Here is a 17,821-nt window from a genome sequence, read left to right on the forward strand (position 1 = left end):
TCCTAAAACGGGGCATCGCCATGCCGCCGCGTCAGGTAATTTGTGTTGCGTTCGACGCCTTGCGCCCTGCAATCGCAAGGGATTGCCGGGTAAAGCGCCTGATTCCACGTTGTCAGCGCGCGAAGCCAAGCGCCTGACAGACAAATCGCGAGCAATCCGCGTGCCGGTTGGAGCTATTTGCTTCCTGCAACCGGTACCTGCGCTGCCCGCGCTTGAATTTCGTGCCAGCTAACTGGCGGTATCCTTCAGGTCCTGCTCAAGCATCATCCGCTTGATCTGCTCAAGCCGGGACCAGTTTTCCTCGCTCGGATCCACCTCGAAATCAGCCTGTGCGCGTTGCAGATCGGCTTCAAAACCGCCTGCCGCGCACTCCTTCAACGTAGCGTCAAAGCCCTCCTCGGCAACCGCCGGGTCCGCTTCACCGCTCGAAAAAGCGACTGTTTTCAAGGCTTGATCAGACAAAAGCCGATGCGCCACGTGGCTCAATCCATGAGATTCCAAGTGGGTGTGCAGCGCCGTCTTGTCAAGATGGTCCCCTTGCGTCGATACATCTATGATTTCATTAAGCAAACTGTCAAGCGACGGGTCTGAAATGCTGACCCCCGCCAGAGCCTCTGCATGGTCCGCCACAAGCCAGGGATGGTTGAGCACAGTCAGGACCAGCAACTCATGCGCGCGACTGGTAGCCGGGGCCCCGCCGCGGCCCAAAGAACTGCGCATAAGCGACGGTGTGGCACCCAAAGCAGCCTTGTTGAACCCGCCTCTGCCAAAACCGCCGCCGCCGCGTCGATCACCACCTGAACGTCCACCAAAGGCACTGGTGCGACCGCGTCCACCGGGCAAATTGCCCTGCTGGCCGCCAAAGAAGGTCTGCAACTGCTGCTCGAAGGTCTGGGCATAATGCTCGCGCACCGCTTCATCGCGAATGACCCGGGGCATCGCCCGAATGGATTTTTGAAATTCGGCGCGCTGTTCCGGCGTCTCGATGCGCCGGTCGGTCACTTCCTTTTCCCACAGCACTTTGTAGAGCGGCTGCGCCTGCGCAATCACGTCGCGCATGGCGTCCGGCCCGGCTGTCTTGATGAGATCATCCGGGTCCTTGCCGTCGGGAAGGAAGGCAAAGCGAACCGAGTGACCGGGCTTGAGCACCGGCAAGGCACGCTCGGCGGCCCGGTAGGCTGCTGCCTGCCCGGCCCTGTCGCCGTCGAAACACAGCACCGGCTCAGGCGCCAGCCGCCACAGCAGCGCAATCTGGTCTTCCGTCAGCGCTGTACCAAGAGGCGCAACCGCGTGCGCAAGCCCCGCCTGCGCCAGAGCGATGACATCCATGTAGCCTTCCGCCACCAGCACCGCCTGCGCATCAAAGGCCGGCTTACGGGCGCGGGCGAAGTTGTAGACAATCGACCCTTTATGAAAAAGCGGCGTGTCCGGACTATTCAGATACTTGGCTGGTACGTCAGCGGAGAGCGCGCGACCACCAAAGGCAATGGTACGCCCACGGGCATCGCCAATGGGAAACATGATGCGATCACGAAAGCGGTCATAGGGTTCGCGAATGTCTTCCCCATGAATAATGAGACCCGCTTCGGCCATCTGTGCATCAGTGATATTGCGTGCTGACAGATGACCGCGCAGCGCCTGGCGGTCTGCGGGCGCATAGCCAATGCCGAACTCGGCAATTGTCTTGGCAGACAGCCCGCGCCGCTCGATATAGGCCCGCGCGTCTTTCGCCCGGCCACCCTTGAACTGATCACGAAAAAACGCGTCCGCCATTTCCATGACGTCGATGAGCCCGGCGCGTTTCTTTTCGCGCTCCATGTCCTGAGGCGTCGCCTTGGGCAGCTCGACCCCCGCCTCGCCCGCCAGCCGTTCAACAGCTTCGGGAAAGGACAGGCCTTCCATCTCCATCATCCATTTGAAGATGTCGCCATGCTTGCCGGACGAAAAGCAGTGATAAAACTGCTTTTCATCATTCACAAAGAAACTCGGCGTCTTCTCCTGATTGAACGGAGAGAGCCCCGCAAACTCACGCCCCTTGCGCTTGAGCCCGACCTTGCGCCCAACCACCTCCGACACGCGAATGCGCGCGCGGATATCGTCCAGCAACTGGTCAGAAAACTTCATGGGGGAATGATGCGACCGAGGCGCGCGTGAGTCCATAAGGACCCGATGCGGATGCTAGCTCAGCAAATCCTTCACGGACTTGCTCGCCTGGGCGAAATCCATCTGCCCGGCATATTTGTCTTTGAGCACGCCCATGCATTTGCCCATGTCCTTGAGGCCATCGGCACCAAGCTCGGCAATCACTTCCTTGCAGGCGGCTTCCACTTCCGCGTCACCCAGCTGGGTCGGCAGGAAACCTTCAATGATGTCGATCTCTTCGCGCTCCTGAGTCGCAAGCTCGAGACGGCCAGCCTCCTCATAGGTGGTGGCTGATTCGCGGCGCTGCTTGATCATCTTCGCGAGGATCTGGAGGATTTCACCGTCGCTGACCGGGTCCTTGCCCTCAGACCGGGCATTGATGTCCCGATCCTTGATGGCAGCCGTGATCAGGCGCAGCGTCGCCAGACGTCGCTTGTCACCAGCCTTGAGCGCGTCCTTGAGGGCCGCTTTGAACGTGTCACGCATATCAGTGTCTTCCGGTTGAACCTGAGACTCACAGTTGAGACTCACATCATGTGTGCATGCAGGGGCAAGAAGGCAAATGACACTTCTTTCGCGGCACCACGCCGCAACCCCCTGTAAGCCATTGATTTTAAATAAAAAATCAGGGCAAATCACAGGTTGACGCGGGAGAGGGCTCCCGCTAATTTCCGCGCCAATTTGCGCATGCTTGCCGCTTTTACAAGCCCCCACGCGCAAAACCCTGTTATCACTCTCGCGCATACCCTTTGAGGTGTGCGCCAAATGTCCCCAAGGGAGCCTTCAAATGGCCGAGCCCAATTCTGACGCCCGCCCGCCCGTATCCGGGATGGGGGGAGTCGGATCTGGCTCCACACCATCCGGCACCTTGGCTTGGGAAGCTGAAGACAAACCCACCACAGCCCGCCTCGTGCTTGCAGACGGCACCGTCTTTGAAGGCTATGGCGTGGGTGCCACGGGTGCTGCTGCGGGCGAGGTCTGCTTCAACACCGCCATCACCGGATATCAGGAAGTGCTGACGGACCCGTCCTATGCGGGCCAGATCATCACCTTCACCTTCCCCCACATTGGCAATGTCGGCACCAATGACGAGGACATTGAAACCTCCAACCTTGAGGCCAAGGCTGGCGTCATGGGCTGCATCCTCAAGGCGGATATCACAGACCCGTCCAATTACCGCTCGTCGCAGCATCTGGACGCATGGCTCAAGACCCAGGGCATCATCGGTATTTCGGGCCTTGATACCCGCGCGCTCACAAACCTCATCCGCGAAAACGGCATGCCCAACGGGGTCATCGCCTACGCAGAAGACGGCAAGTTCGACATTGATGCGCTGACGGCACAGGCCAAGGCCTTCCCCGGCCTTGAAGGCATGGAGCTGGCGAAGGACGTCACCACAGCTGAACCTTACCAGTGGGATGAAACCAGCTGGAGCTGGGGCGACGGCTATGGCCGCCTTGCCAAAGCCAAATACAAGGTCGTGGCGCTGGACTTCGGTGCCAAGCGCAACATTTTGCGGCTATTGGCAGATCAGGGCTGCGCCGTCACGGTCATGCCCTCCACATCCACAGCAGAAGACGTGCTGGCGCAAAACCCGGACGGCATCTTCCTGGCCAACGGCCCCGGCGACCCCGCTGCCACCGGCGAATACGCCCTGCCGGAAATCAAGAAGCTGGTAGAGAGCGGCAAGCCCATCTTCGGCATCTGCCTTGGCCACCAGTTGCTCGGCCGCGCGCTGGGCGCCACCACCAAAAAAATGCATCAGGGCCACCACGGCGCCAACCATCCGGTGAAGGATTTCACGACCTCCAAGGTCGAGATCACCTCCATGAACCATGGCTTTGCAGTGGAAGCCGGCTCCCTGCCCGACGGCGTGACCGAAACACACCGGTCGCTGTTCGACAGCTCCAATGCCGGCCTTGAAGCCGACGGCGGCCGGATCTTCTCCGTGCAGCACCACCCCGAAGCCTCACCGGGCCCGCAGGACAGCCACTACCTCTTCGCACGCTTCGTTGAGCGTATGGCGGAGGCAAAAGGCTAGTGACGTCCGCTGCCCACATATCACGCAAGGGCCTGCGCCGTATCGAGCAGGGTCTGACGGATCGATCCGGGATCGTCGCGGACCTGCGCACCGGAGAGCGCGAGGACACGCCAGCCGGTGTCGATCAGCTCATCCGTACGCGGATCGTCGGGCGCCGTATCCAGAAGGATGGCGAGGCGCAGGGGCGCGCTCGCAAAGTCGGCCTTCGGGCAGCCCGCAACGGCACCTTCCGCAAATCCGTGCGGACGAAGCCGGTAGTACAAAAACATGTCGGCCAGCATTCGCCGCGCCAAGGCGTGATCGTTGGTCATGAATCAAACCTAGTTCGCAAAGCCCGTTAAACCATGCCCAAACGTACAGACATCAAGAGCATTCTGATCATCGGCGCTGGTCCGATCATCATCGGGCAGGCCTGCGAGTTTGATTACTCGGGCACACAGGCATGCAAGGCGCTGAAAGAGGACGGCTACCGGATCATTCTGGTGAACTCCAACCCGGCGACGATCATGACCGACCCGGACCTGGCGGATGCGACCTATATCGAGCCGATTACGCCGGAAGTGGTCGAGAAGATCCTGCGCGTTGAAAAGCCCGACGCCGTGCTGCCCACCATGGGTGGCCAGACAGCACTCAACTGCGCGCTGGCACTCGCCGACAAGGGCGTGCTGGACGAGCTGGGCATCGAACTGATCGGTGCCAACCAGAAAGCCATTGAAAAAGCGGAAGACCGGCAGCTGTTCCGTGAGGCGATGGACAAGATCGGCCTTGAGAGCCCGCGCTCGCACATTGCCAACACCCTTGAAGAAGCCATGGCCGGGCTTGAGAAGGTGGGCCTGCCGACGATCATCCGTCCGTCCTTCACCATGGGCGGCACCGGCGGCGGCATTGCCTACAACAAAGACGAATTCATGAAGATGGTGGCTTACGGGCTGGATGCGTCCCCCGTCACCGAAATCCTCATTGAAGAATCCGTGCTCGGCTGGAAAGAGTTCGAGATGGAGGTGGTCCGCGACAAGGACGACAACGCCATCATCGTCTGCTCCATCGAGAACATCGACCCCATGGGCATTCATACCGGCGACTCGATTACCGTCGCCCCTGCCCTGACGCTGACCGACAAAGAATTCCAGATCATGCGCAACGCCTCGATTGCGTGTCTGCGCGAAATCGGCGTTGAGACCGGCGGCTCGAATGTTCAGTTCGCAGTGAACCCGAAAGACGGCCGTCTGGTTGTCATTGAGATGAACCCGCGCGTATCGCGCTCCTCTGCGCTGGCCTCCAAGGCAACCGGCTTCCCCATCGCCAAGGTCGCTGCCCGCCTTGCGGTCGGCTACACGCTGGACGAGCTGGACAATGACATCACCGGCGCGACGCCTGCATCGTTTGAGCCGACGATTGACTACGTCGTCACAAAAATTCCGCGGTTTGCGTTTGAAAAATTCCCAGGCGCCAAGCCGCACCTGACCACAGCCATGAAGTCCGTGGGCGAAGCCATGGCCATTGGCCGGACGTTCCAGGAAAGCTTCCAGAAGGCGCTGCGCTCTCTTGAAACAGACTTTGACGGTCTGACGGAAATCGAAGTGCCTGGCCTGAACGAAGGCGACGACAAGAATGCCATTCGTGCAGCCCTTGGCCAGCCGACCCCCAATCGCGTGCTGACCGTGGCGCAGGCCATGCGGCATGGGCTGGGTGACGAGGAAATACATAATCTGTGCAAGATCGACCCGTGGTTCCTCGCCCAGATCCGCGATCTGGTGGAAACCGAAGCCCGCGTTGCCGAGCACGGCCTGCCGGAAAACCCTAAAACCTTCCGTATGCTGAAGAGCAAGGGCTTTTCTGACGCCCGCCTTGGCCAGCTTGCAGGCATGGCTGAAAAAGATGTATCCGCCAAACGCCGCGGCATGGATGTGCGCCCGGTCTACAAGCGCATTGATACCTGCGCCGCCGAGTTCGCCGCCAAGACGCCCTACATGTACTCCACCTATGAAGTGACGGGTCCTGACGGCACGCCTGAATGCGAGTCCGGTGTCACCACTGCGAAGAAGGCGATCATTCTGGGTGGCGGTCCAAACCGCATCGGCCAGGGCATCGAGTTTGATTATTGCTGCTGCCATGCCGCGTTCTCTCTGGCGGATGCAGGCTTTGAATCGATCATGGTCAACTGCAACCCGGAGACCGTGTCCACCGACTACGACACGTCTGATCGTTTGTACTTTGAGCCACTGACGGCAGAAGACGTGCTGGAGCTGATCACCGTGGAACAGCAGGCCGGCACGCTGGCCGGTGTCATCGTGCAGTTTGGCGGCCAGACACCACTGAAGCTGGCGCAGGCACTGGAAGACGCCAATGTCCCCATTCTGGGCACGCCGCCTGACGCCATCGACCTTGCGGAAGACCGGGACCGCTTCAAGGCCCTGCTGGATGACCTGAAGTTGCGCCAGCCCGCCAACGGCATTGCCCGCTCCGCTGAAGAAGCCCGCAAGATTGCCGAAGACATCGGCTTCCCCGTCGTCATCCGCCCGTCCTATGTGCTGGGTGGCCGCGCCATGGAAATCGTCCACGGCGTCACGGACCTTGAGCGCTACATGAAGGAAGCCGTTGTGGTGTCCGGCGACAGCCCGGTCCTCATCGACAGCTATCTGCGGGACGCAACGGAAGTGGATGTGGACGCGCTGTGCGACGGCAAGGACGTGTTCGTGTCCGGCATCCTTGAACACATTGAAGAAGCCGGTGTTCACTCAGGCGACAGCGCCTGCTCCATGCCGCCCTTCTCCCTGTCAGACGAGATCATTGCCGAGCTTGAAAAGCAGACGGCAGCCATGGCTCTGGCACTGGGCGTGATTGGACTGATGAATGTGCAGTTCGCCATCAAGGACGGCGACATCTACGTCATTGAAGTGAACCCGCGCGCCAGCCGCACGGTGCCGTTCGTCGCCAAGGTTCTGGGCGCGCCCATTGCGGGTATTGCCTCGCGCATCATGGCCGGTGAAAGCCTTGCAAGCTTCGGCCTCAAGAAGCGCAAATATGACCACATTGCCGTCAAGGAAGCCGTCTTCCCGTTTGCCCGCTTCCCGGGCGTCGACACTATTCTGGGGCCGGAAATGCGCTCGACCGGCGAAGTCATGGGCCTCGATACCAGCTTTGGCGTGGCCTTTGCCAAGAGCCAGCTGGGCGGCGGCACGACCGTGCCCGAAGAAGGCACAGCTTTCATCTCCATGAAGGACGGCGACAAGGAACGCATCATCGAACCCTCCCGCCAGCTGTGCGAGATGGGTTTCAAGATTGTTGCCACCAGCGGCACCGCGCGCCTGCTGGAAGAAAACAACGTGCCGGTGACCCGCATCAACAAGGTGCTGGAAGGCCGCCCCCACATCGTGGACGCCATTACCAACGGCGAAGTGCAGCTGGTGTTCAACACCACCGAGGGCGCCCAGGCGCTGTCTGACTCAGCATCCCTGCGCCGCGCAGCCCTGCAGAACAAGATTCCCTATTACACGACACTGTCCGGCGCCATGGCGGCCACACGCGCCATCGCCGCCATGCGGGGGGATGAACTGCACGTAGCCTCTTTGCAGAGCTACATGCAGGCTGCCGAGTAGACCTCAGAGAATGTGGTTCGTCTGACATAATGTCAGGAAACCAAAGGGTTTTTGCTGTCCGCACGGAATATATTGACGCGGCGCAAAAATTATTCTGAAGTACGTGCCCTCGCCGGGGCCAAGCCCCGGCGTCCTTATTTTTCGGCCTCAGGGACCTCCCGGTCAGGCGCGCGCACCGGTTACAGCGCAGCGCGGGACAGGGTCCCAAAGGTCTTATTCGCCAGTTGATGCGAAGCGTTGCATGTCTCCAAGGGATACGGAGGCTGGCGCTGACCTTGACGCAAATGCCCCGGAATTCGCCGGTGCGCATCGGCGGCGGGGTCATATTCTTTTGTGAGTGGAATACGTGATGGAAAAGATACCCATGACCAGCGAAGGACACGCGGCCATGGAGACGGAACTCAAGCAGCTCAAATCCGTTGAGCGCCCGCGCATCATCGCGGCGATTTCCGAAGCCCGTAAACACGGCGATCTCTCTGAAAATGCAGAATATCACGCCGCCAAAGAGCAGCAGGGCCTCAACGAAGCCCGCGTTGCCGAACTGGAAGACGCCCTTGCCCGCGCTGACGTGATCGACGTCACCAAGCTCTCCGGCAAGAACGTGACCTTTGGGGCCTTCGTCGAGATTGTTGACGAAGATACCGACGACGAAGTGACCTATCAGATTGTCGGCGACAACGAAGCCAGCGTGAAGGACGGCAAGATTTCGATCTCCTCCCCCATCGCCCGCGCGCTCATCGGCAAGACAGCAGGCGACAGCGTCGAGGTGGCAACACCCGGCGGTGGCAAGAGCTACGAAATTCTGAAAGTCCGCTTCAAGTAGCAGCTAAGCCTCAATCGGCTCCATCAGATCTACCGGCACGCCCGGGTCATATTTTGACCGGCGGATGGTGAGTGACGTGCGCACATGGGCCACGTTGGGCGCCGGCGTGAGACTTTCCGTCAGGAAATTCTGGAAGCTGGCCAGATCCGGCGCGACGCATTTGAGGATGAAGTCGATCTCGCCATTGAGCATGTGGCATTCACGGACCAGCGGCCACGCGTTGACCCGCTCTTCAAAGGCGCGCAGGTCTGCTTCCGCCTGGCTGTGCAGCCCCACCATGGCGAACACCGTGACGTCAAAACCCAGATCCCGCTCAGACAGCTGGGCGTGATAGCCCTCAATCAGACCTGCTTCTTCCAGTGCGCGGACACGGCGCAGACAGGGCGGTGCCGAGATACCGACCCGGTTGGACAGCTCCACATTTGTCATGCGGCCGTCCGCCTGAAGCTCAGCCAGTATCTTTCGGTCAATGGCGTCGAGTTTTACCCGCTGCATGAAAGCGTGCGTCCCTGCTAGAAGAGTGGTGGTCGCGACTCGTAAGAGCCAGCGAACTCATAGCGCAGCCCTCGGGACCCGCGCAATAAAATTGCGCATACACGAACGATTATGTCTCAAGACCCTACGGAATCAGGCGGCTCAACCGCACCGGCCTCACAATCGGACCCGGCCACTTTGGCCGATAGACCGGTCGCATGGGCAATCAGCGGTGGCGCGCGGGGCATGGAGAACCAATGCCTGGCGCTGGCAGAGGCCGCAGGCTTTGCGCCGGTCCCCCTGCGGGTTGCCGCCAAGGCACCGTGGCGCTGGCTTCCGGAGAAAGCGTGGTCCCTGTGGGGCAAGGTGCCGTCACGACTCTCAGCTGAAAACCGACAGATGCTGGATGGCCCCTGGCCTGACCTTGTCGTCGCCTGTGGTCGTCAGTCTGTGCCTCTTGCCATCCACATCAAGCGGGTCTCGCAGGGACGGACATTTGTCGTCCAGTGTCAGGACCCCCGTGTGACACCGGCCCTGTTCGATCTCGTCGTGCCGCCGGACCACGACAATGTCGCCCCGGCGCAAAACGTCCTGTCGATCATCGGCTCCCCCAATCTCGCCCTACCCTGGCGACTGGCCGAGGCATCGGACAAATGGGCATCAAAGTTCGACGCCCTCGGGCGCCCGCTGGTTGCTGTTGCCATCGGCGGGTCCAGCAGTGCCTACCGCCTGAATCGCAGCACGATCGACGAGCTGTTCCGGTGCCTTGAGAAGATGCAAACCGAGTCCGGCGCACGCCTCGCCATTACCACGTCCCGGCGGACAGGCACCGACAACGAAGCGCTCATTCAAGCGCACGCCAAACGTCTGGGTGCGTGGGTATGGGACGGGTCCGGCGACAGCCCCATTTTGGGTCTGTATGCGTGCGCCGACGCCATCGTCGTGACCGAGGACAGCGTGAACATGGCGGCCGAAGCCGCCGCCAGTGGCAAGCCGCTTTATGTGGCCGAACTCGACGGAGGCTCCGAGAAGTTCGACCATTTCCATGACGTGCTGAAGGCCCGTGGCATCGCCCGCTCGCTGACCCATGCTCCCCTCGACGCGTGGAGCTACCCCCCGCTGACCGAAACACTTCGCGCCGCGCAGGAAGTCCGTCAGCGTATGAGCGACAGGGGCTTCGCGCTTCCTGCAGCACCTGGCACCGGGCAATAGGCTCAATTCATTGCCAGCGCTGGCGATTCAGTAGGCGGATCAATATCATCCGCTAACTGACTCTCCGGACTCTGATATTTCGACTTATCCACAGGTCAGTACACAGAAGAAGCCTCATGCCGGCAGTCCCGGCCGCAGGGCACGATTCACCGCCACAATCCCAAGGCGTAAGCGACTCTAAAGACTCGCAGTTTTGAGTTATCCACACCCCGGCCAATTGTCATCCCCAGCGATTCAAATGGGTCAGCAACGCCCTGCAAGACGACCCGTGGATTCCGTGTTCGTCAGCCATCCACAGGGCCCCGCGGCAACGCATCGTCGGGCGCGCCGGATAGGTGATCTAAGGGTCCTTGGCAGGCCGCACGAAACTGCATGGCAGGTGCGACCAGATGCCCCCGAACGGCCTCTTGTATTTAATTAGAAGAATTCTAATTTGCATCTCACAGAAGATGCGGGATTCGCCTGCATGGCCCGGCCGCCCTCCCCGGCTGCGGCACCTTCTGTGGTTTTTGATCTCCAAGTTGCTTTTAAGGAGCCACGCATAATGACTGTCCTCGTAGGCAAAACCGCCCCGGATTTCACAGCTGCCGCCGTCATGGAAGACGGCTTCATCAAGGAAGATTTCCACCTGATGGAGCACCTCAAGGGCTCCTACGGCGTGGTGTTCTTCTGGCCGCTGGATTTCACATTTGTCTGCCCCAGCGAAATCCTCGCCTACTCCAACCGCGTCGAGAAGCTGTCGGCCATGAACACCAAGGTCGTCGGCATCTCCATCGACAGCCAGTTCACCCACTACGCCTGGCGCAACACAGCCCCCAAGGACGGTGGCCTGGGACCGGTCAAATTCCCGATGGTTGCGGACGTCTCCAAGCAGATCACCCGTGAATACGGCATCCTGCATCAGGATGAAGTAGCCCTGCGCGGGACCTTCGTGATCGATCGGGACGGCATCGTCCGCCACCAGCTTGTGAATGACCTGCCGCTGGGCCGCAATGCGGACGAGACCGTTCGTATGGTGGAAGCACTGCAGTTCCATGAAGAAGTGGGCGAAGTCTGCCCTGCTGGCTGGCAGAAGGGCGATGAAGGCATGAAAGACACCGCTGCGGGCGTTGCTGACTACCTTGGCAAGCACGCAGAGGCCCTCTAAGCCCTAAAAAGCCCTCAATATGGGTCTTGTCATATCCGCGTGATCTACCGCGTCTCTATGGGATGAGGTAATTGATCTTGGAGCGACAAGACCCATGTTGAGGGCACTCATTCGGCTATTATGTCGGCAACCGGGGATTCGCCCCGACCCATCCAAAGACGCCGACACCGTACGCACACCACGACTAAGATGGCGAAAGGCCCAGAAAATGGCCACCGAACAGACAAAACACGCAAAAGTTCTCATCATTGGTGCCGGCCCCGCAGGCTACACAGCCGCGATCTATGCCGCGCGCGCCATGCTTGAGCCGGTCATGGTCCGCGGCCTTCAGCCCGGCGGCCAGCTGACAATCACCACCGAAGTGGAAAACTATCCAGGCTTCGCAGATGTGATCCAGGGCCCCTGGCTGATGGAGCAGATGGAAGCTCAGGCCAAGCATGTGGGCACGGAGATGATCGACGACACGATCATGTCGGTTGACCTCAAGGCCCGACCCTTCCGCGCGGTTGGCGACGGCGGCGTCGTCTACACCGCTGATTCAGTCATCATCGCAACCGGTGCCCAGGCTCAGTGGCTTGGCCTGCCTTCGGAAGACAAGTTCCAGGGCTTTGGTGTGTCTGCCTGCGCAACCTGCGACGGGTTCTTCTATCGCGGCAAGAAGGTGGTCGTGGTTGGCGGTGGCAACACCGCTGTGGAAGAAGCCCTGTTCCTTACCAACTTTGCTGAGCACGTAACGCTGGTGCATCGCCGCGATGAACTGCGCGCCGAACGCATCCTTCAGGAGCGTCTCTTCAAGCATGAGAAAATCTCCGTCGAGTGGAGCCACGAGGTGGATGAAATTCTCGGCAAGGGTGAGATCCAGGGCGTGACACACATTCGCCTCAAGGACACCAAGTCCGGTGAGACCAAGGAAGTGGAAGCCGACGGCATCTTCATTGCCATCGGGCACAAGCCATCGACGGAAATTTTCCGCGATCAGGTGGAGATGAAAGACTCCGGCTACATCATCACCAAGCCGGATTCGACAGCGACAAACATTCCCGGCGTGTATGCGGCAGGGGATGTGACGGACGAAACCTATCGGCAGGCCGTAACAGCTGCCGGCATGGGCTGCATGGCCGCCCTTGAGGCTGAAAAGTTCATCGCTGAAAACGAAGCAAATGACACCAAGGCAGCGGCAGCAGAGTAAGCAGCTCTCAAACCGCACCTAAAACGTCACAAAACCCCATTGTTGCCCGTCTGGTTCGCGTCGGTGCAACAATGGGGTTCTTCGTGGCCAACTGCCTCGACAACAAAAACGACAGGGGGAAGACATGGGCAAGACAGGTCTCAGGATTTTCTTCGGCCTTTGGGCGCTGGCAATGCTACTGGGCGCAGCCTATCTCTTCCGCACACCGCTGATGCTGCAACTGGTGAGCCTTGAAGGCGAGCCACCGCTGCTGGACAGGGCGGATGTCGTGCTCGGCGACAAGGAGCTGTGGGCGGACGACTTTTACACTGTTGAGGAAGTGGGCCCGGGCACGTTCGTTATTGCCGAGCCGCTTTATCATCAAGACGTCCACTCCTATCTGCTGGTCGGCAGCGAGCGTGCTCTGCTCATTGATACGGGGTCGCCTGCAGGCAAGATTGCTCCGGTGGTTGCCTCGCTCACAGACAAGCCCGTGAGCGTCATCTCCAGCCACCTCCACTATGACCATGTCGGCAACCACGACGCCTTTGACACGATCCTGATGCCGGACCTGCCGCATCTGCGCGCACGTGTGCCAGATGGTGTGTTCACCCCTACCAGCAACGAGCATCTGGGATTTGTTGAAGGGTATGACGTGCCAAGCTGGCCGGTTGCGGGCTGGTGGGCACCGAACACCGAATTGGATCTGGGCGACCGCCAGGTAACCCTGCTCTCGATCCCCGGCCACACGCCGGAGTCCATTGCGGTGTGGGACAAGCGGGCTGATCAGTTCTTCATGGGTGACTATTCAGGCGATGGCGCGATCTATGCCTTCATGCCCAATTCCAGCCTCAGGACCTATCTGGCCACCACACGGCAGCTGGTCGCAGACCTGCCGGAGACCATCAACATTTATGCGGCCCATGGGGATGCCAAATCCGGTGTGCCTGTGACAGGCCTCCAGTCCCTGCGCGATCTGGAAACAGCACTGGCTGCCTTTGAAGATGGCACCGCCGAGGGAACAGGGTTCTGGCCCCGGGCCTTTACCGTCAACGACACCACCAGCATCCTGACGGACCTGCCCGGCCCTCTATCCGCCTCCCGCGACCTACCCTAGGCCCAAAAGCGCTGGCACCTCGGCCATGTCACCAACAACCACCGCGCCAGCATCTGCAAGCGCGTTTCCATCCGTGTTCGGATCACCGGCATAGCCAATGACACGCATGCCGGCGGCCATGCCGGCCTGAACACCCGGCACGGTGTCCTCAATCACCACCGCTCTGTGTGGCACATGGCCCATCTGAGACGCTGCAAACAAAAACAGGTCCGGCGCCGGTTTGCCCTTGGCCACCATCGTTGCGCTGAAGACGGCCTCCCCAAAGTGATGATCAAGCCCGGCACGCCCCAGCACATGCGCCAGATAGTCCGGCTGGCTGGAGGAGCCGACGCATCGCGGAATGTTCTCGGCTTCGACCCGCGCAACCACATCGGCGACACCGGGAATGGCGGTCACGGTCTCGTAAATGGAAGTGTGCATTCTTTCGCGGGACCGCTGCACCCACTCTTCAGGAACAGATTTCCCGATTTCATCTTCAATAATGGCGATCGTTGACGGCCACGACAGGCCCCGAAACCGGCGATGGCTGTCAGCGGTCGTTGTCGGCCAGCCAAGCTCGCTCACCGCGACCGCGAGCACTTCATTGGCAATCGTCTCGCTGTCCACCAGAACGCCGTCACAATCAAAGATGACGAGGTCCGGTCGCGTGGATAAGGGATCATGTGTCATGCCAGCGATGTAGGCGGGTCGCCTCCAAAGAGCCAGTCACATCGGTTTTCCAACCATTGCAGAATGCACCGCAATCCGGCTCGCAAGTGGGATATGCAAAATGACTGTTACATTTGGCAGGCATTGCCCTTGCGCCGAATCGCTTCCCGTCGGATATAGGGCCGAACCAAAAGCGAATAACGCTGCGGCAAGCAGGCGGGAGCTAGGGGCGTCATGGACTGGGACAAGCTGCGCATATTTCATGCGGCCGCAGAGGCTGGCAGCTTTACCCATGCAAGTGAGCAGCTGAACCTCAGCCAGTCCGCCGTCAGCCGCCAGATCTCCGCTCTGGAAGAATCGCTGGGTCTCACCCTGTTCCATCGCCATGCCCGCGGCCTGCTGCTGACGGAAACCGGCGAAGTGCTGTATGGCACCACCCGCGAGGTGTTTACGCGCCTGGCGGATACGGAAAGCCGCCTGCGTGAAACCAAGGGCGAGCCCTCCGGCGACCTCAAACTCACCACCACTGTGGGCTTTGGGGCGAACTGGCTGGTGCCGCGCCTCAAGGAATTCACTGACCGCTACCCCAAGATCAACCTGCATCTCATCGTGGATGACCGTGAGCTTGATCTGGCGATGCGTGAGGCGGACGTTGCCGTGCGCTTCCACCCGCCAGTGCAGCAGGACCTGGTGCAGCGCAAGCTGTTCCGCGTCCACTATCACCTCTATGCCACCAAGGATTATCTGGCGCGCAAGGGCGGCGAGCCCAAGACGCTTGCCGACATCGATAACCACGACATCGTGGTTTATGGCGATGCAGCACCGGCAGCGCTGCAGGAAGTGAACTGGCTGCAGACAGCGGGCCTTGAAGATGGCCGGGCCCGTGAGCCGTTTTTCCGGGTGAACAACATCTACGGGGTGCTCAAGGCCGTTGAATCAGGCTTTGGCATCGGTGCCCTGCCCGACTACATCATCCGCCACCACCCCGATGTGGTGCGGGTGCTGCCGGACGTGGAAGTCCCCCATTTCGACACGTTTTTTGTGTATCCAGCCGAGCTTCGGGACACAAAACGGATCACCGTCATGCGTGATTTCCTGCTCGAAAAAGCCCGGGAATGGACCTACTAGGGTCGTTCGACATCCAGCTATCGACAATCTGTCAGTAAAATCAGTGCCTTGCGTTTGAGCCAGGGCTGAATCCTGAGCTATGCGTTCAGTGCATGGTTGCTTTGAAGGCAGTCTGCTTGAATGCAGTGCAGCAAAAGCCTATTTTTTCGTCATCAGCAGTTCACATAACTGCACTCCTTCGAAGCGTCCTCTCCCCAAGACGTTGCTTCGAGGCAGCATGGAAGCCACTCCTCCCCTTGAGGCTTGCATGCGCCGGTAGCCAGGCACCCCCCCATTAGCCTGCTACCCAAGGACTAGGGCCGGGCCTGCACGAGTAACGCAGGTCCGGCCTTTTTCTTTTCCGCTGGTTCCTTTCTTGATGCCTCCACATTTTGTTGCCGCATTTCGCCGTGCTGATGCGCCCTGCAACGTGTTTGGAGGCCCCCATGCCCACAGCTGAGTTCAATGTCCCCTTTGAAGGCGGATGCACCTGCGGCGCCGTGCGCTATATCTGCACGGCGGCGCCGGTGTGGAGTTCGAACTGCCATTGCCATGCCTGCCAGGCGGGCAGTGGTGCCCCCTATGTGTCGGCCATCTCTGTTCCCGCAAACGCCATCACGATCACCGGTGAGCGGGTGGAGTTCCAACGTATGTCAGAGAGTGGTCACGGCGTCACAACCGCCCTGTGTGCTCGCTGCGGCACGCGTATCCACGCCCAGTCCCAGGGCAATAAGGTACTGTTGAACCTCTTTGCCTCGACGCTGGATGAACCGGAGGCCTTCACGCCGATTTCAAATGTCTATGTGAGTGAAAAAGCCCATTGGGTGACCCTGGACCCGGATATCCCGGCCTTTGAAAAAATGCCGGGCTAAAGGGTTCAGTCCGCGTCCTGCGGTGCGACCGGCGGCATCGCCAGATCATCGTCCGCCCCAAAGAGGCTGCCGCCCTCTGCCATGGCAACGCACGCAATGGCCCCAAGGGCGAGCATCAAATAGCCCGCAAACAAAGGAACCGCCGTGCCGTCATACATGTAGCCGATGGTGGCCCCCAGCACGCCGCCCACAAATGTTTGCAGGAACCCAAGCACAGACGATGCGGTGCCAGCCACATGGCCCAGCGGGTCCATGGCCAGCGCGTTGAAATTGGTGCCGATAAAACCAAAGCACGCAAAGATCGACGCGATCATCAAGCTGAACAGCCAGAACGGGAACGCATCTCCCAAGCCAAGTGCCAGAGCAAGCGCCAGCAGAATAAGACCGGCAAAGCACATGAGGGCTGTATGCGACAGCCGCCGCATCCCCATGCGCTCCACGAGCCGTGAATTCATGAAACTGGCCGCTGCCATGAACACAACCGTGCCGCTGAAGGCGAGCGTGAATAAGTCCCCAAGACCAAATGTCTGGGTAAACAGCTGCTCTGCCTGACTGATGAAGGCAAAGAGCACGGCAAAGGTAAGCGCGGTGGCGAGCGCATAGCCAAATGACGCCCGCGTTGTGACAACCACCTTGAAGGCTGACGACACACGCGTGAATGTCAGCGGCATGCGGTACTCAGGATGCAGTGTCTCCGGCAGGCGGATGTAGCTCCACACTGCCATGACGGCACCAAGAATGCCGGTGACCCAGAAGACCGACTGCCAGTCGCCGAACAGGATGATGAGCTGACCGATATTGGGTGCGATCAGCGGCACCGCCATGAACACCATCATCACCAGCGACATAACTGAGGCCATGCGCGCGCCCCCAAACGTATCCCGCACAATCGACACCGCAATGACCCGCGTTGCCGCCGTGCCAATGCCCTGTATGAAACGGATCGCCAGCAGGGATTCAAAATTGGGAACGTAGGACGCAAGCGCCGACGCGCCCACATAGACCGCCAGCCCGAACATCAGGACCGGGCGCCGGCCAAACCTGTCCGAGATGGTGCCGTAAAAAAGCTGCGCGATGCCAAAGCCCATGATGTAGGCGGTAATCACAAACTGACGGCGGTTCTCGTCTTCCACGCTGAGCGCTTCGCCAATGTCCTGCAGCGCCGGGATAAACACATCAATCGCCAGCGCATTGAGCGCCATAAGCGCTGCCACCATGGCCACAAGCTCCCAGCGCGGAAGCGCAAGGGCCGGGCTCGATGCCGGTTCGGGTGCTGACGGGGAAGACATGAATGGCAGCCTTGAGACGCGGCCGGAATAGGCCGGACCCCACACTTAAAGGTTCATGCCGGAGCTGCAACCCCGAGACCGCATGGCAGATGTGTAGCGGTCATCACATCCATATCCGTGTCTCCGGACTTGATCCGGAGCCTACTCGCCGACAAACACATCTAAGCAAATGAGAGTGGACT

Annotated in this window: 15 protein-coding genes; 9 read left to right on the forward strand and 6 right to left on the reverse strand. The window is 60.1% G+C overall.

The window, feature by feature from the left end; all coding sequences use genetic code 11:
• Positions 1 to 228 precede the first annotated feature (228 nt).
• On the reverse strand, positions 229 to 2,124 hold the full coding sequence (dnaG, locus tag ABXH05_RS02025) for a DNA primase (RefSeq protein WP_353559548.1): 1,896 nt from the start codon (positions 2,122 to 2,124) through the stop codon (positions 229 to 231).
• Positions 2,125 to 2,178: 54 nt separating this feature from the next.
• A complete protein-coding gene (locus tag ABXH05_RS02030) occupies positions 2,179 to 2,628 on the reverse strand; it encodes a GatB/YqeY domain-containing protein (protein ID WP_348138469.1) in 450 nt (149 codons plus the stop codon).
• 343 nt (positions 2,629 to 2,971) lie between these two features.
• On the opposite strand from ABXH05_RS02030, the gene carA reads away from it, so the two are divergent.
• Positions 2,972 to 4,183, forward strand: a complete 1,212-nt coding sequence (gene carA / locus ABXH05_RS02035) for a glutamine-hydrolyzing carbamoyl-phosphate synthase small subunit (protein WP_353560968.1) — start codon at positions 2,972 to 2,974, stop codon at positions 4,181 to 4,183.
• 20 nt (positions 4,184 to 4,203) lie between these two features.
• Here the strand turns inward: carA and ABXH05_RS02040 are convergent, their stop codons facing one another.
• The gene (locus tag ABXH05_RS02040; RefSeq protein ID WP_353559549.1) at positions 4,204 to 4,494 is read right to left on the reverse strand and encodes a putative endonuclease domain-containing protein; all 291 of its coding nucleotides are present in this window, start codon (positions 4,492 to 4,494) and stop codon (positions 4,204 to 4,206) included.
• Between the two features lie 33 nt (positions 4,495 to 4,527).
• Here ABXH05_RS02040 and carB point away from each other — a divergent pair, with 33 nt between their 5' ends.
• Complete coding sequence (carB, locus tag ABXH05_RS02045) at positions 4,528 to 7,782, forward strand: carbamoyl-phosphate synthase large subunit (protein WP_353559550.1); 3,255 nt, start codon at positions 4,528 to 4,530, stop codon at positions 7,780 to 7,782.
• A gap of 349 nt (positions 7,783 to 8,131) precedes the next feature.
• A complete protein-coding gene (gene greA / locus ABXH05_RS02050) occupies positions 8,132 to 8,605 on the forward strand; it encodes a transcription elongation factor GreA (RefSeq protein WP_043949604.1) in 474 nt (157 codons plus the stop codon).
• 3 nt (positions 8,606 to 8,608) lie between these two features.
• On the opposite strand, the gene ABXH05_RS02055 is transcribed toward greA, so the two are convergent.
• The gene (locus ABXH05_RS02055; RefSeq protein ID WP_348138458.1) at positions 8,609 to 9,100 is read right to left on the reverse strand and encodes an Lrp/AsnC family transcriptional regulator; all 492 of its coding nucleotides are present in this window, start codon (positions 9,098 to 9,100) and stop codon (positions 8,609 to 8,611) included.
• 177 nt (positions 9,101 to 9,277) lie between these two features.
• On the opposite strand from ABXH05_RS02055, the gene ABXH05_RS02060 reads away from it, so the two are divergent.
• The 4 genes from ABXH05_RS02060 to ABXH05_RS02075 all read left to right on the forward strand — a co-directional run bounded on the left by ABXH05_RS02060 (position 9,278) and on the right by ABXH05_RS02075 (position 13,723).
• Positions 9,278 to 10,291 (forward strand): mitochondrial fission ELM1 family protein, encoded by a 1,014-nt coding sequence (locus ABXH05_RS02060; RefSeq protein ID WP_353559551.1) that lies wholly within the window; start codon positions 9,278 to 9,280, stop codon positions 10,289 to 10,291.
• 544 nt (positions 10,292 to 10,835) lie between these two features.
• Positions 10,836 to 11,438, forward strand: a complete 603-nt coding sequence (locus ABXH05_RS02065) for a peroxiredoxin (RefSeq protein WP_353559552.1) — start codon at positions 10,836 to 10,838, stop codon at positions 11,436 to 11,438.
• A gap of 208 nt (positions 11,439 to 11,646) precedes the next feature.
• Complete coding sequence (trxB, locus tag ABXH05_RS02070; protein WP_353559553.1) at positions 11,647 to 12,627, forward strand: thioredoxin-disulfide reductase; 981 nt, start codon at positions 11,647 to 11,649, stop codon at positions 12,625 to 12,627.
• Positions 12,628 to 12,751: 124 nt separating this feature from the next.
• Positions 12,752 to 13,723, forward strand: coding sequence for an MBL fold metallo-hydrolase (locus tag ABXH05_RS02075; RefSeq protein WP_353559554.1), 972 nt, complete (start codon positions 12,752 to 12,754; stop codon positions 13,721 to 13,723).
• Here ABXH05_RS02075 and ABXH05_RS02080 read toward each other — a convergent pair.
• Positions 13,715 to 14,392, reverse strand: a complete 678-nt coding sequence (locus ABXH05_RS02080; RefSeq protein WP_353559555.1) for an HAD family hydrolase — start codon at positions 14,390 to 14,392, stop codon at positions 13,715 to 13,717. The genes ABXH05_RS02075 and ABXH05_RS02080 overlap by 9 nt on opposite strands.
• Before the next feature lie 213 nt (positions 14,393 to 14,605).
• Here ABXH05_RS02080 and ABXH05_RS02085 point away from each other — a divergent pair, with 213 nt between their 5' ends.
• Together ABXH05_RS02085 and ABXH05_RS02090 are read left to right on the forward strand one after the other, a co-directional pair.
• Positions 14,606 to 15,499, forward strand: a complete 894-nt coding sequence (locus ABXH05_RS02085; RefSeq protein ID WP_043949609.1) for a LysR family transcriptional regulator — start codon at positions 14,606 to 14,608, stop codon at positions 15,497 to 15,499.
• Between the two features lie 425 nt (positions 15,500 to 15,924).
• Positions 15,925 to 16,350 carry a GFA family protein gene (locus ABXH05_RS02090; RefSeq protein ID WP_353559556.1) on the forward strand — a complete coding sequence of 142 codons (426 nt, stop codon included), beginning with the start codon at positions 15,925 to 15,927 and terminating at the stop codon, positions 16,348 to 16,350.
• Positions 16,351 to 16,355: 5 nt separating this feature from the next.
• Here the strand turns inward: ABXH05_RS02090 and ABXH05_RS02095 are convergent, their stop codons facing one another.
• Positions 16,356 to 17,639, reverse strand: a complete 1,284-nt coding sequence (locus tag ABXH05_RS02095) for a multidrug effflux MFS transporter (RefSeq protein WP_348138439.1) — start codon at positions 17,637 to 17,639, stop codon at positions 16,356 to 16,358.
• Between the last annotated feature and the right edge of the window lie 182 nt (positions 17,640 to 17,821).

Origin of the sequence: Pyruvatibacter sp. HU-CL02332, from assembly GCF_040362765.1 — a bacterium.
In the GTDB taxonomy this organism is placed as follows: Bacteria; Pseudomonadota; Alphaproteobacteria; order CGMCC-115125; family CGMCC-115125; genus Pyruvatibacter.

Coding starts and splice junctions, on each gene's coding strand:
- dnaG (WP_353559548.1), bottom strand. CDS start 2,124: ATGAAGTTTTCTGACCAGTTGCTGGACGATATCCGCGCGCGCATTCGC.
- ABXH05_RS02030 (WP_348138469.1), bottom strand. CDS start 2,628: ATGCGTGACACGTTCAAAGCGGCCCTCAAGGACGCGCTCAAGGCTGGT.
- carA (WP_353560968.1), top strand. CDS start 2,972: ATGGGGGGAGTCGGATCTGGCTCCACACCATCCGGCACCTTGGCTTGG.
- ABXH05_RS02040 (WP_353559549.1), bottom strand. CDS start 4,494: ATGACCAACGATCACGCCTTGGCGCGGCGAATGCTGGCCGACATGTTT.
- carB (WP_353559550.1), top strand. CDS start 4,528: ATGCCCAAACGTACAGACATCAAGAGCATTCTGATCATCGGCGCTGGT.
- greA (WP_043949604.1), top strand. CDS start 8,132: ATGGAAAAGATACCCATGACCAGCGAAGGACACGCGGCCATGGAGACG.
- ABXH05_RS02055 (WP_348138458.1), bottom strand. CDS start 9,100: ATGCAGCGGGTAAAACTCGACGCCATTGACCGAAAGATACTGGCTGAG.
- ABXH05_RS02065 (WP_353559552.1), top strand. CDS start 10,836: ATGACTGTCCTCGTAGGCAAAACCGCCCCGGATTTCACAGCTGCCGCC.
- trxB (WP_353559553.1), top strand. CDS start 11,647: ATGGCCACCGAACAGACAAAACACGCAAAAGTTCTCATCATTGGTGCC.
- ABXH05_RS02075 (WP_353559554.1), top strand. CDS start 12,752: ATGGGCAAGACAGGTCTCAGGATTTTCTTCGGCCTTTGGGCGCTGGCA.
- ABXH05_RS02080 (WP_353559555.1), bottom strand. CDS start 14,392: ATGACACATGATCCCTTATCCACGCGACCGGACCTCGTCATCTTTGAT.
- ABXH05_RS02085 (WP_043949609.1), top strand. CDS start 14,606: ATGGACTGGGACAAGCTGCGCATATTTCATGCGGCCGCAGAGGCTGGC.
- ABXH05_RS02090 (WP_353559556.1), top strand. CDS start 15,925: ATGCCCACAGCTGAGTTCAATGTCCCCTTTGAAGGCGGATGCACCTGC.
- ABXH05_RS02095 (WP_348138439.1), bottom strand. CDS start 17,639: ATGTCTTCCCCGTCAGCACCCGAACCGGCATCGAGCCCGGCCCTTGCG.